The sequence below is a fragment of the Flectobacillus roseus genome (assembly GCF_030056595.1).
Taxonomy (GTDB): domain Bacteria; phylum Bacteroidota; class Bacteroidia; order Cytophagales; family Spirosomataceae; genus Flectobacillus; species Flectobacillus roseus.
Map to the genome: position 1 here is coordinate 26208 of NZ_JASHIF010000031.1, position 14783 is coordinate 40990.

At 38.4% G+C, this 14783-nt stretch carries 11 protein-coding genes; 8 read left to right on the forward strand and 3 right to left on the reverse strand.

Annotated features, from left to right (window positions below):
* Positions 1–20: 20 nt before the first annotated feature.
* From QM524_RS25065 to QM524_RS25095, 7 genes are all read left to right on the forward strand, one after another.
* Positions 21–1424: a TolC family protein gene (locus QM524_RS25065; RefSeq protein ID WP_283346762.1), complete on the forward strand. Its 1404-nt coding sequence runs from the start codon at positions 21–23 to the stop codon at positions 1422–1424.
* 357 nt (positions 1425–1781) lie between these two features.
* Complete coding sequence (locus QM524_RS25070) at positions 1782–2657, forward strand: hypothetical protein (protein WP_283346763.1); 876 nt, start codon at positions 1782–1784, stop codon at positions 2655–2657.
* A gap of 6 nt (positions 2658–2663) precedes the next feature.
* Positions 2664–3200: an RNA 2'-phosphotransferase gene (locus QM524_RS25075; protein WP_283346764.1), complete on the forward strand. Its 537-nt coding sequence runs from the start codon at positions 2664–2666 to the stop codon at positions 3198–3200.
* Positions 3201–3324: 124 nt separating this feature from the next.
* A complete protein-coding gene (locus tag QM524_RS25080; RefSeq protein WP_283346765.1) occupies positions 3325–3864 on the forward strand; it encodes a dihydrofolate reductase family protein in 540 nt (179 codons plus the stop codon).
* Between the two features lie 357 nt (positions 3865–4221).
* Entirely contained in the window at positions 4222–6477 is a 2256-nt protein-coding gene (katG, locus tag QM524_RS25085) for a catalase/peroxidase HPI (RefSeq protein WP_283346766.1), read from the forward strand.
* Positions 6478–6732: 255 nt separating this feature from the next.
* Positions 6733–8898 (forward strand): histidine kinase, encoded by a 2166-nt coding sequence (locus QM524_RS25090; protein ID WP_283346767.1) that lies wholly within the window; start codon positions 6733–6735, stop codon positions 8896–8898.
* Positions 8899–9006: 108 nt separating this feature from the next.
* A complete protein-coding gene (locus tag QM524_RS25095) occupies positions 9007–9765 on the forward strand; it encodes a LytR/AlgR family response regulator transcription factor (RefSeq protein WP_310586465.1) in 759 nt (252 codons plus the stop codon).
* A 147-nt stretch (positions 9766–9912) separates the two neighbouring features.
* On the opposite strand, the gene QM524_RS25100 is transcribed toward QM524_RS25095, so the two are convergent.
* The 3 genes from QM524_RS25100 to QM524_RS25110 all read right to left on the reverse strand — a co-directional run bounded on the left by QM524_RS25100 (position 9913) and on the right by QM524_RS25110 (position 13894).
* A complete protein-coding gene (locus QM524_RS25100) occupies positions 9913–10902 on the reverse strand; it encodes a sterol desaturase family protein (RefSeq protein WP_283346768.1) in 990 nt (329 codons plus the stop codon).
* A 170-nt stretch (positions 10903–11072) separates the two neighbouring features.
* Entirely contained in the window at positions 11073–12923 is a 1851-nt protein-coding gene (locus tag QM524_RS25105) for a sialidase/neuraminidase family protein (protein ID WP_283346769.1), read from the reverse strand.
* Positions 12924–13048: 125 nt separating this feature from the next.
* Complete coding sequence (locus QM524_RS25110; RefSeq protein ID WP_283346770.1) at positions 13049–13894, reverse strand: helix-turn-helix domain-containing protein; 846 nt, start codon at positions 13892–13894, stop codon at positions 13049–13051.
* A 231-nt stretch (positions 13895–14125) separates the two neighbouring features.
* On the opposite strand from QM524_RS25110, the gene QM524_RS25115 reads away from it, so the two are divergent.
* The gene (locus QM524_RS25115) at positions 14126–14527 is read left to right on the forward strand and encodes a Dabb family protein (protein WP_095164867.1); all 402 of its coding nucleotides are present in this window, start codon (positions 14126–14128) and stop codon (positions 14525–14527) included.
* Positions 14528–14783: the final 256 nt, after the last annotated feature.

The following is a 14783-nucleotide window of genomic DNA, read 5'->3' on the forward strand; positions in this document are numbered from 1 at the left end:
TTTTAGAAAAGAATATAAACATGAAACTAACAAAATATATCAGTATAGGATTGATCGCCTTGCTTTCGGCCTGTACTGTTGGCAAAAAATACAGTCGCCCCGATGTGAGTATGCCTGAGCATTTCAGAAACTCCATTTCGACTACTGCGGACTCTGTTCAGTTGCCTTGGAGAACTTTTTTTAAAGAACCTCAATTGGTAGGTTTGATAGAAAAAGCCCTTGCCAAAAACAACGATGTATCTGTAGCGGTGTTGACTATACGCCAACTAGATTTGAATTACCAGCAAGCAAAGCTAGGCTTATATCCGAACCTTGATTTTAGTCTGGGAGCCAACAGAACTTGGCTTTCCAAAAACTCCTTAAACGGCTCTTTGAGTGAGCAATTTCTAGGAACGGCATATATGGACGATTACAGCGCTACGGTGCGTTTGTCATGGGAGGCTGATATTTGGGGAAAAGCCAAAAACCATAAGGAGTCGGCATTGGCGGAGTATTTTATGCAAAAAGAAAATCTTTCAGCGCTCAAAACTCGCCTGATTGCCCAAGTAGCACAAGCTTATTTCAACCTTTTGACACTGGACGAACAACTTTTGGTTGCCCAAAAGAATATTGCATTCGCCGACACAGCCTTGACAATGATTCGTTTGCAATACAAATCTGGACAAACCTCCTCATTGGCGGTAGAACAAGCAGAGGCACAGAAAAAGACCGCAGAATCATTGATTCCTGTAGCAAAACAAGCGATTGCAGCACAAGAAAATGCCCTTAGCATTTTATGTGGAGAATATCCCAATAGCATCGAACGAACTAAAAGTATGCAAGAAGCTTTGCCAACTACCCTATTCAGTGAGGGAGTTCCAGCCAATTTGCTCAGTCGTAGACCCGATGTAAAAGCCAGCGAATACGCAGTAGTATCTGCCAACGCAAAAATGAATTTGGCAAATATCGCGATGTACCCAAGCATTAGTCTGACACCTTCCATTGGAGCAAACTCCTTCAAACTAAATACATGGTTTGATTTGCCAGGTTCTTTAATCAAAACTGTGGGGGTAAATCTCACACAACCGATTTTTAATAAAAAAGCCTTAAAAACAGCTTATGAAGTTTCTGTAATAGAAAGAGAAAAATGGGTCTTAAATTTCAAACAGAGCCTACTCAATGCCGTTGGAGAAGTTTCAACGGCGTTGAGTAGAGGAACAGCGGCAAAGGAACGTTTGGAACTGATTCAGTCAAAAAATAACTCTCTTTCCAAAGCAACCAAAGATGCCTTATTGCTTTATAGAAACGGTATGGCAAGCTATCTGGAAGTAATTACAACGCTCAACAATTCACTACAAAATGAATTAGATGCCATCAGTGTTCGCAAAGAGCAGTTCGATGCCACTACAGAATTATACCGTTCATTAGGTGGAGGCGTAGAATAGCTTTTCGTTGAGTGAACAGGTGCAAAGTGGCAAAGGCACAAAGTGATTTTCTAAAATACCTAACCCTATTGTAGAGACGTTGCATGCAACGTCTACAAATTAGTGTTTTGTGGTGTAGCCGCAATTCTTGCGGTTGCCATTTTGGATGTGACAACCGCAAGAATTGCAGCTACGCAAAGAATCAATCTTCTCACTGCACTCATTAGCAAGCAATTATCAAAAGAGGAAATAATCCCTTAAAATACTACTTCTTACCACAAACCTATTGGGAGCCGTTGCGTGCAACGGCTCTACTTATATTTTTGTAAAAATTACTCAATTTTACTATTTTGGATTTTTATTTAAAATAATAATGTTATGCTTCCTAAATCTTCTATTTACTACACACTAGTTCTCATATTTTCAGCTTGTATCTCTCCCGTTTTGGGGCAACAAAATACCCCTAAACTTTTCTTTTCAAGTACTGATGCATTAGATTTTAAAACTGTAGAACGTCCCTTCACCTCCCAAGAAAAAGAGAATTTCCTATCCAAATTTGATTCAGGATACGATACATTACGCTATAATAAGCAGGAATCTAAAGAAGAATTTCTGATGGGTATTCATTTTCTAGAACTCAATGGAGATAATAGTATTGATGCTATTTATTATGGATATGGAGGTTATGAACCCAATATTACCATTTTCTTCTTACAAGAAAATGGTAAATTTATTGAGCAATCAAGACATTTGGAAAGTATTGCTTCTTTAGAGTTTGATGCAAAACATCAACTTCAAAAAGTTACCTTCTTAAACTTAGGGTGTTGCGGAGCCTATATGGAGTTTAAAACTGAGTATATAGTAGACGCTAAGTTTAAGTTTAAACCTACCAAATCCAGTGCAAAAATGTCTGAAACGACGTTTCCAACGCAATATATGGCTCAACCAATCAAATTTGAAGTGATCAATGATGGTTATAGTCTGAGATATAAACCACGAATTTATGATACCCCAACCGAATTCCGTTCAAGTCCTTTGAAGGGAAATATATTAGGAACTTACGAAAGTAAAGCACAAGGAATAGCATGGGCAGCATATACCGACCCGAGCGGCAGAACTTGGTGGTTTGTGGAAATGCAACCCACCAAAAAACTTAAAACGGAGTTTATGTACGACAATGATGGAGCTTATGTATCAACTCCCCACACTCATCTTGGTTGGATGAGTAGTCGATTTCTAAAAATATTAGACTAATTCTATATGCCAAACTTAACCCACATCAGTAAACTACTCAGCAAAATACTTCGCCATCAGCCTGATTTGATAGGTATTCAATTGGATGAAAATGGCTGGGTAGAGGTATCTACGCTATTACAAAATCTGGAAAAGTACCAAACCCAGATTTCGTTTGAACAACTAAAAGAGGTAGTAGATACTAATAGTAAAAGGAGATTTTCCTTCAATGACGACTTCTCAAAAATCAGAGCTAATCAAGGACATTCTATAGAGGTAGATTTGGCTTTACAGACACAAATTCCTCCTGATATTTTATATCATGGCACAGTAGAAAAAAATCTTGATTCTATCTTTGAAAAGGGTCTTTCAAAAATGAATAGACATCACGTTCATCTAAGTGCAGATACTGAAACCGCGCAAAAAGTAGGAATGCGTCATGGAAAGCCCATAATTTTAACAATTGAAAGCAAAAAAATGTATGGCCAAGGCTATGTTTTCTATCTTTCGGAAAATCAGGTTTGGCTAACCGATAACGTGCCCAGTGAGTTTATTCAGTTATAAATAGACGATAAATATTTAATGATAGGCTTTCCGCAGTCAGCTACGGGCATTCCTCAAAATATTTTGAAACTTTTAGCCTACTGTATATTGCTTAATGCCTACGGCTTACAACCTAAAGCGTATTATGAAAACACAAAATTCAGTTTACATTGCTCAGAGCCTCGATGGTTATATCGCAGATAAAAATGGAGGCATTGCTTGGCTCGACTCTGTTCCTAACCCTGAGGGCGACGATATGGGTTATTTTGATTTCGCTAACCGTATGGATGCACTAGTAATGGGGCGCATAACCTTCGAAACAGTCTGTGGCTTTGACTGCTATTGGCCCTACACCAAACCTGTATTTGTATTGAGTAATACCCTTTTTGAAATTCCAGAAGCATATCATGGCAAAGCATTTTTGGTTAAAGGTACGCTTACCGAGATATTGACTCAAATTAATGAGAAGGGCTTCTCTCGACTTTATATTGATGGAGGAAAAACTATTCAACATTTTTTGAAAGAAGACCTTATCGATGAAATGATTATTACGACCTTTCCCTTATTACTCGGAGGTGGATACTCTCTTTTTGGTGATCTTCATGAAACTTTGACCTTTGAATTGACTTCTTCTTGCATCTGTTTGGGGAGTTTGGTTCAATCTCATTTTATTAGAAAAAGATAAATCATATAAAGGGATATTTTCGCTGTTTAGGTCAACACTTAAACATATTCAAAAAATAATTTCTCAATTTTTTACACCTATTTTACCCATTTTCTTCGGTAAATCCCTCTCTATTCACTCAGAACAACGTTATAGCAAAAATCTATATCTTAATAAGAATAATCAATTTGACTTATAATTATTATTATCGTAATTTTAACATCGAATCAAGGAAAAATCCTTTTTTTATTACTAATATTATGGTAGTAAAACTTAGCATTCAAAGTGAAAAACCTTACCAATGACATATTACCAAATGTCAATGCGGAATTTTACTTTTGACAATATTTTACCGTAAAAAACTAAACAATTTATAAAATGGAACATCACTCATCAAATCACGGTTCTCAAGAGGGAGGTAAATGCCCATTCCATCACGGTGCTTCTGCTCCTGCGCCAGCAAGACATGCCGCAGGCGGTGGTACAAGAAACCAAGACTGGTGGCCAAATCAATTACGTTTGAATATCCTTCGCCAACACTCTACTTTGTCTAATCCTATGGGTGAGGATTTCAACTACGCCGAAGAGTTTAAATCATTGGATTTGAGCGAAGTTAAAAAGGAAATTGTTGAGTTAATGACAACTTCACAAGATTGGTGGCCTGCCGATTACGGTCATTATGGCCCATTCTTTATCCGTATGGCATGGCATAGTGCTGGTACTTATCGTACTGCCGACGGTCGTGGCGGTGCAGGTTCGGGCTCTCAGCGTTTTGCTCCTTTGAATAGCTGGCCAGATAACGTAAACTTAGATAAAGCTCGTTTGTTGCTATGGCCAATCAAACAAAAATATGGACGTAAACTTTCATGGGCTGACTTGATGATTTTGGCAGGTAACTGCGCTCTTGAATCAATGGGCTTCAAAACTTTTGGATTCGGTGGTGGTCGTGAAGACATCTGGGAACCAGAAGAAGATATTTATTGGGGTGCTGAAGACAAATGGCTAGAGTTGAGCGGTGGTCCGAAAAGCCGTTATTCGGGTGAGCGTGACTTAGAAAACCCTCTTGCTGCTGTACAAATGGGTTTGATTTATGTAAACCCAGAGGGTCCAGATGGCAACCCTGATCCATTGGCTGCTGCACACGATATTCGTGATACATTTGGTCGTATGGCGATGAACGACGAAGAAACTGTTGCCTTGATTGCAGGTGGACATACCTTCGGTAAAGCACACGGTGCAGCTGACCCAGGCAAATATGTAAGCGCGGAACCAGCAGCAGCTTCTATCGAAGAACAAGGCTTAGGTTGGAGAAACTCTTATGGCTCTGGTAATGGTGAAAATACGATTACTAGTGGTTTGGAGGGTGCATGGACAACTACCCCAACTAAATGGAGTAACAATTATTTCTGGAACTTATTCGGTTATGAGTGGGAATTGACCAAAAGCCCTGCTGGCGCACATCAGTGGATTCCAAAACACGGTATGGGAGCCGACACAGTGCCAGACGCGCACAATCCATCGAAACGCCACACGCCAATCATGTTTACAACTGACTTGGCTTTGAGATTTGATCCTGCTTATGAAAAAGTTTCAAGACGTTTCTTCGAAAACCCAGATGAATTTGCTGATGCTTTTGCTCGTGCATGGTTCAAATTAACACACCGCGACATGGGACCTAAAGCATTGTACTTAGGTTCAGAAGTTCCTGCTGAAGACTTGGTATGGCAAGATCCAATCCCTGCGGTTGATCATGAATTAGTTGACGAAAATGATATCGCTGCGTTGAAAGCAAATATCGCTGCTTCTGGCTTATCAGTTTCAGAATTAGTATCTACTGCTTGGGCTTCGGCATCTACTTTCCGTGGTTCTGACAAACGTGGTGGTGCAAATGGTGCTCGTGTGCGTTTGGCTCCACAAAAAGACTGGGAAGCAAACAATCCTGAGCAATTAGCGAAAGTATTGTCAACATTGACTTCTATTCAAGAGGAATTCAATGCAACACAATCAGGTGGTAAAAAAGTATCATTGGCAGACGTAATTGTGTTGGCTGGTAACGTAGGTGTTGAAATCGCTGCTAAAAATGCTGGTGTTGAGGTGTCAGTACCGTTTACGCCAGGACGTACAGATGCTACTGCTGAGCAAACAGATGTAGAATCGTTTGCAGTACTTGAGCCATTAGCTGACGGTTTCCGTAACTACAAAAAGAAAAAATATACAACTTCTTCAGAAGAAATGTTGGTCGACAAAGCACAATTATTGACTTTGACAGCTCCAGAAATGACTGTTTTAGTGGGTGGTTTGCGTGTATTGAATACCAACTGGGATAAATCATCTCATGGTGTATTTACTCACCGTCCTGAAGCGTTGACAAACGATTTCTTTGTAAACTTATTAGATTTCTCAACTACTTGGAATGCTACGTCTGACGACCAAGAAGTATTTGAAGGTCGCAACCGTATCACGGGTGAAGTGAAATGGACAGCTTCAAGAGTTGACTTAATCTTTGGTTCAAACTCAGAACTTCGTGCTATTGCCGAAGTATATGGTTTCCAAGATTCACATGCGAAATTCGTAAAAGACTTCGTAGCTGCTTGGACAAAAGTAACCAACCTAGATCGTTTTGATTTAAAATAATGATTGACTAGATTATTAAGTTGGTGAATAAAACCCGACGGTCGCTTGACTGTCGGGTTTTTGTTTTTTAGAAAATATTCCCTCCCATTTTTCCCCAGTTTATCCTGCCAAATCCCTCATCTGTCGGAAAGGTTTTCTAAAAATTTAGTGTTTTGATTTGTTTTGAATCAGAAATCAAACAAAATCTTGTTCAACAATTCACTAAATTTAACATAACATTCTTTGCCTTCGCAAAGCTTGTTTATCCCAATAGCCATGAATAATAAACCGACTTTTGAAAAAACTTTTGAAGCTGAATCTATTAATACCTTAGACCTTCAAAATTTTACTGGTAATCTCGAACTAATTGCGCACGACGATAATACCATTAAAGTAGAAATTTATGCCAGCGTCAGAAGCATTTTTACCTTTTTTATCTACAGCGATCCTCTGCTTGAGTTTGACCATGATACACATGATTTAAGATTCGAGCAATCTGGAGATACTTTTAGTATTTATGCTAAACCACGATACTTTAATGTATTCAACTGGTTTAATTTTCAAAGCACTTCTTTTCGTATCTATATTCCGCATCGTTTGAACTCGCAAACCAAAACTTTTGGGGGCGATGTCTCACTGAAAGGTATTGGAGGCAATCACTTTTTTGAAACTTGGGGTGGCAAAATTTTGGCACAAAGCACCAAGGGTAACCTCAAAGGAAAAACCATGGGAGGCAAAATCGAACTGATTTCTTGTCAAGGAGATATCGATGTGTCGACGATGGGTGGAAATATATATGTGGCCAATAACCAAGCTAATATTCGGTTGGACACCAAAGGTGGTAATCTGCTTGTTCAAAATCATAAAGGTTCTATTAATGGCTCGAGCTGGGGCGGTAAAATAGAAGCTTTTGGCGTAGAAGGCTCTTTCGAATGCCATACTTTGGGTGGTAATATTCGCCTGAATGATATTCATGGGAATATTGGGGTAAGCACCAAAGGAGGAAATATTTCCGCTGATATTCAGTCTCCAAGCCAATATGCTTGGTTTGATACTTCAGGAGGAAATATTAAAATCTCGATGCCTCTCAATCAACCTATGAATTTGGATGTTTCGGGAAGCCGCATTCAAGTACCACCGCTTGCTGATTTTAAGGGTTTGATGACCAATGACATCATTCATGGTACTATCCTTGGAGGCGGACCAACGGTAAGCGTCAAAACCTTGGGAGGTAAAATCAAGATTCGCGAAAACAATCAACCATTCGAGCCAATCCGACCAACGGACTCTTCTTTCAAAGATGGTAGTACTAAACCCAACATTAATCTTGAGAAAAAGCCCGTAGAAAATACCCAGTCCACTTTTTCAACACCAAGTAATCATTTTGAAATGGTGGATAGTCCAAAACCTTTTAGTCTAAAACCTCCGTATGACTTAGGTTTTAGTATCATTTTTTGCTTGCTTGTCGGTTACGGAATTACGAGTATTGCTTATTTTACTTTAGAAATACTGGGTAAATGGCAAATTGATTTTTCAGCTATTCAGCCAGATATGGTGCTATTGACCACTGCTGCTGGATTTTCGGCGACCTTGGCTTGTTACATTTTTTTGACATTCATCGAGCCAAAAATTCCGCTCGATGAAGTAAAGTTTTTACCCTTAATGGGCTGTGCATTCGCTTCTTCCGAAATTTTACAATGGAGCATTCTTCGTACCAATGTTTGGGCATACAGTGTGCCAATGGCAATTTATTTTTATATGGCATTACCTGCTTTTATCAGTTGGGCATTTTTATATTATTGGTTTCAGCACAGGAATATCAACCGTAAAATTTCTGAAAAAGAATATCAATTACTTAACTTAGAAAAGCTCAAATCAAAAGCTCAATTGGATGCTTTGGAGGCAAAAATCAATCCTCATTTTTTATACAATGCCTTAAACAGTATTGCAGGGTTGATTCATGAACAACCGAATCAAGCCGAAGAAATGACTATACAATTATCCAAGCTTTTTAGATATACAACAGGTCGAACAGAAGAAAGCTTTCATTCACTTTTTGATGAACTCGAAATTATCAGGGCGTATTTGAGTATCGAGGAGGTTCGTTTTGGTCACCGACTATCTTATGCTATTAATTGTGACGAAAGTTTATTTTCTCAGCAAATTCCCCGATTTTTACTTCAGCCCTTGGTCGAAAATGCCATCAAACATGGTATTTCAAAAATAGCGGAGAATGGTGTTATTGAAATAAACATCAAACAAGCCAATGATTTATTGACGATTCAGATTCACGACAACGGGCCATCTTTTTCGGAAACATTGGGTGGTGGTTTTGGATTGAGAAGTGTTAAAGAAAAACTTAAATTGCTCTACGGCAACAAGGCTTCTTTGGAACTCAAAAATAATCCCAAAATCATCGAAATTGTTATCATGAATCGGTAGTAATATCTTGCTTTAAGCGCTAATAAATTCATGAGAAATATTTTACTGAGAGCCCAAAGCTGAAAGCCGAACGCCAAATTCATAATTCACAACTTACCATTCATACTCATGCCATACAAAACTATCCTAATCGACGATGAACCTATTTCAATCAATCGAATCAAAAGATTATTGAAAGAATATGACGATACCTTTGAAATCATTGGCGAAGCACTCAACGGGCAAGAAGGTTTAGCGTTGATTGAAGACCTCAGACCAGATTTGATATTTTTAGATATCGAAATGCCCATTTTGACAGGCTTTGAGATGCTCGAAAAGCTTACGTTTATGCCTATTGTTATTTTCGTAACCGCTTACGACCAATTTGCGATTAAGGCATTTGAAGAAAATTCGATTGATTATTTATTAAAACCTATCGAAAAAGCTCGCTTGGATAAAGCCGTACAAAAGCTCCAGAAATTTACCGAAAATCAAGCCCTAAAAATCTCAGCTGATAGCTTACAAAGTTTGACAGAACTCCTAAAACCTAAGAAAGAAATACATTCTATTTCAGTAAAACAAGGCGATAAAATCTTAATAATAGCCTTACAGGATATAGCTTTTTTTCAAGCAGATGATAAATATGTATTTTTACATACCCTAGACAACAAGCAATTTATCACCAATTATACGATTAGTAATTTATCCGAAAAACTACCAAGTAATTTTATTCGTATCAGTCGTTCGAGTATTGTCAACGGTAGCCAAATCAGGGAATTGGAAAAACATTTTAGTGGAAAATATCTCGTAGCCCTCAATGACAGCAAGCGTACCAAAATCGAAACGGGTATCTCCTATCACGATAATCTCAAAAGGTTTTCTTTGTAGAGACGTTGCACGCAACGTCTCCAGCAAAATATCTTAGTACCATACAAAGACTGCCATACAGGTTTATTAAAATTGCATAAATAATTACACGCAACATACCCTACAGCGACATCCACTGTTCGTGCGAAGACGTTGCGTGCAACGTCTCTACGGTTTTTGTGTGGCAAAATATTCTTTTTTGACCACCGATGCTGTTTTATGATCTCCCGAATGATGCCATCCTGGAGGCATAAAGATATAAAGCACCTTATCTTTTATGGTCGGTGCATGATATACGTCTTTGGCTAAAAGGATAATTTCACCAAAATAGGCATCCCAAAAATCCCCAGCTTTCATCGGTCTGGTAATTCCATATTCTATTTCCTCCTCATATTTTTCGTCTTGCAAAGTTCCGAATACCTTGTCCCAAATATTAAGCAGATTACAAAAGTTGGTATCCATATATAAAGGATTGCGCGCATGATGTACACGATGATGCGAGGGGGTCAGAATGATTTTATTCAAGAAACCCAAACGAGCATCTTTCATTAGATTTTCACCAATATGAATAAATGCACCCCAAGTGCCATCGATAAACATAATTAGGAACAACAAAGGAGGATTTACTCCCATCAATATACAAATCGTAGTACGGATAATATCAGCATAAGGGCCTTCCAAGAAAAAGTGAGCGTAAGTAATAGATAGGTTCATAGACTCGGAAGCATGATGCGTTGAGTGCAAACACCAGAATAGGCGCACCTTATGACCCAGATAATGGTACACAAAATGGGCAAATTCCCAAACCACGTAGCCATAAATAAACCAATACCAAGTAAACTCCGATTTGAAAATGGCATAAGGCTCAAACAGACCTATGCAAATACCCACCATCCCAATCGAAATAAATCGAGATATAACACGATTGAAGATATAGGTAAAAAAAGCGATTTTATATTGGGTAAAACTCAAGCGTTGGAAGAAAAACGCTCTGATAAGTTCGGTGACAAGCAATACAGGAATAAGCGGAGCTAATGCTTTTCCGATGCCATCTTGGGTTAAAAGGGCTTTATAATTATCCGTCTGAATAATTTCGATTAGACCACTAAAGCTAAAAAAGCCTACAATTTCACGATACAAGGTTTCTAAGATTTCCATAATGTTAAGTTTGAGAAAATTGGTTCTCAAAATTTAGCAAAATCATTTTAGAAAACTCTCGGGTTCTGTATGTTTTAGAAATATCTCCAATAATTTGCAATTCGCGAATTGCAAATTATTCAAAAAAAATAGAGACGCAGGCTTTGCGCCTCTACCATCAATATGATTTCTTAATTGCTTTTGATGACAACATTATCTACAAAAAATGCCGTTGGAGAACAAGGCTCATCTGCACCTTTGAGTGGTGGATCATTAGTTTCGTTTGGTGTTTGGCGATTTGGAAGGTTACGATAAGCACCTGTGCGTAGCGATAACCTTTCGACAGACTTCACAGCCTCCGCCAATTGTGCCTTTTCTAATACTTTCTTACCATTTATCAATAACGTATAGTGACCATGGGTATTTGCATCTGTCAAAATATCGACTTTATACCATTGTCCTTTTTGATAAGCTGAAACTACCTTTTCGGTACTTCCATCAATAGCAACGATTTGTCCATTTTCATCAAAACGTACTCTTACAGGACGATTGCCATATTGATCGGTCAAATCTATTTCGAGTCTTCCAGTATTGGTAGCATCTGCAAATATATCTAAACTAGTCTGTGCTTTGGTTCCTTCTTGGAATACTCGAATAGCACGAGCATAATCATACAAATCGGTATCGGATAATTGTAGTGCTTTTCCTGTTCTGCTAGGCGCTTTCACTACCTCTATCGGTGCCCATTTTGGTGCATAAATATTCCAGTTGGGTACAGCGCCTTCTATAGTCAAAGCATCAAAGTTATCCGAAACGATACCTTTTACTGCATATTGGATTGGTACAGGAGTACGACTCACCCATACATCCTCTTTATTGACGGTATAGGTCATCCACATATCATTGCCCGGAGGATTGCCATTTCCTTCTTCGATGCCACGCATATAACAAGGACCAAAATCTTTCCAGCGCCCCGTAAATCTACGCACGGGCACTTCGCCTTGAATCAATAACATATTATCAAACAAAACTCCATCCTCGCCCGTCACCACGACCAATGGAAAACGATACTGCGTTTGTTCAATAGGGTTGTAGCTAATTGCATAACGACCATCGTCTGTTTTTTGCCCCCATTGTTTTCCGCCCGACATCAAGAAAGTAGGTACTTTTACAGGTTCAGAAAAAGTTTTTCCTTCATCATCCGAAAGCGCTACTAAAGATTTTTTCCAAAGAGCTACTACTTTTCCATCTTTACGATGATAAAATGACAAGGCTTGTCCAGATTTGTTGCCATTGTAAAACCCATCCACGCCATGATCCTCATCATACCACTGAAAAGTCATCAATTTATCTTTTAGCAACGCATCACAGGCGGCGACAAAACCAGCATCCATTGATTTTTTGTAGAAAGGATACGAGGTATTACTCTCATTCCAGTTAGCTTCACTTTCATAACGTATAAAGTATATCGGTCCGTAAGAACCATCCTTGTATGCTTCGCGCACCACGCGACCGATTCCCCCTTTTCCAAAAGGGTCATCAGTATGTCCATAAAAGGCAATTACTAACAAACGACCATCTGGAGCCACATAAAATCCCATACGTTGGTGCATCATATAACCATGATAACCCGCAGGAATCTTCACGCCTTCGGGCGCTTTGTAAGGAGGAAACACCACCTCTGGTTTTTCCCAATGACGACCATCTTTTGATTTTACGATTAAGGTCTGCCCAGGTGCAACATGCTCATCTGCTGGATTACTCAAATACTGTTGATAAAACGTATTATTCCAATAACAAAGATTAGAAGCATGGTTGTAGGTCCAGCCATAGCCATCGGCATATTCGGGATGGGTACGGTTAGCGCGCATCGTCTGGCGGTTTTCGGTACCGATAGCATAACGCAAACGACCTTCGTGTACACTTGGATCAACGGTCTGACCGCCGATATAACGTACTGGTTCTGTGACACTTCCTGTTTGTGCCACGCCAGAACTGGCTAAACTAAACAGAATACAGGGAATAGAAATTATTTTTTTCAAAGTTTTAGAAACGATTTTAAGAGTGAAAATTGGGTAATGGGCTGCTTATTCTTTCTAAATTTAAGGAAAAAACCTATTTTTATACTCCAAGTCTATGGGGTAGTGTTAGGACAAAAAGCCTTTCTTTAAGTCGAATTAGTTCGTTTTTTACGAAAAGCTGTCGGCGTTTTTCCTGTATATTTTCTGAATTGTTTACAAAAATGACTCTCATCTGTAAAGCCAAATTCGTCGGCTATTTCGGTCAAAGAATGTTGACTATATTGCAAACGGGCTTCTATCAAACTCATTTTGAGCTTGGTGATATATTGCTTCAATGGCTCGCCAGTATGTCTTTTGAAGAAAATACTGATATAGGCAGGTGAATAGTGAAAAACCTCAGCCAAATGCTCGATGGTAAGCAATGAAGGTTCATAAATATGTTGTTTGATATAGCGTAAAATCGCCTCTACAGAGTCATTGGTGGCTATTGGGGAGGCACTTTGTCCTAATAGATTCCTTGCCAAAATCACCATGATACTACGCATAAGATTATCACGAATAATTTCAAAATATTGAGATTCTGGACGCTGATATTCACTTTCAAGCACATAAAGTAAATGATGAAGCTTTTGCTTTTCTGACAACTCATGTACAATTGAACCTCTGCTTTGTGAGGAAGTATAAAGTAAAGAATCTACTATTTTTTGCCAAGTATTGCCCTCCTGCGTTGAGTGCTTCAAAAACGATTCATTAAACCTGATAAAACAAAACTCCGTCAGCGTGGCTATCTCGAAATCATGGAAATCTTCAGGTCCCACCAAAAACACATCTCCTTCTGAGTAGTCATACGAATTGCCGTTGAGGTTATGTTGACCTTGTCCTTTTAGGATAAAAATAATCTCAAAATAGGTATGCTTGTGCACTGAATGCTCCCATTGAGTCGCCTCAAAATGATAAATATTGAATGCAGTATGTAAAATATAGCGTTTCATCAATCGTCAGGATATTTACTAATTATCTACCAAGATATAATGGATTTTTACCATTATCTAGAAAAAAACATTTGTAGTTTTGTATCTTCATTGACGTAATACAGTACAAAAAATATGATAAACCACTTATAATCAACATACAATATAATACAGAAAATATAATCTATCCATAAAGAGCATAATGGAAATATACATATTATTAGCTCATCACTTCAAAACATTGATACAATCATGAAAAAATTAGAAAGACGTTCATTCTTAACCAAAGCAGCAGCAGCGTCGGCATTGACGGCCGTTGCGCTACCTTCGGAAGCAAAGCCAAAGAAAAAAATCTTTATCCACCATGTTTATTTTTGGTTGAAAAACCCATCGAGCGAGGCTGACAAAAACAAACTTATCGAAGGACTAACAGGATTATCGAAAGTGCCAACCATTCGTTTTCATCACATTGGCACACCTGCAAGTACCAACCGTAGTGTTATCGAGCGAGGGTATTCGGTTTCGTGGATGTTATTTTTTGATAACTTGGAAGAAGAAGAAATCTATCAAAAACACCCCATTCACCTCAAATTTGTGGAAGACTACTCACACCTTTGGGAAAAGGTAATTGTGTATGACTCTGAGCAGATTTAGGAAAAAGGATTGAGGGGTGAGGCATTAGGGGATTTGTGATATAGCCACAAGCTTTCATAGGATGAACAATCTATAAAAGCTTGTGGCTAATTTTATGGATATGTTTTGAAATAATTAGTAAATCTATATCTTTGAAACTACTCTACCCAGCTTTTTTTAAGTAGATATATTTTTTTGATAATGAGACATTTGCATTTTTATCCATCTTAAAAAGCTGAATATTCTATTCTCAATAGCTGTATCTGTCAGTATTATT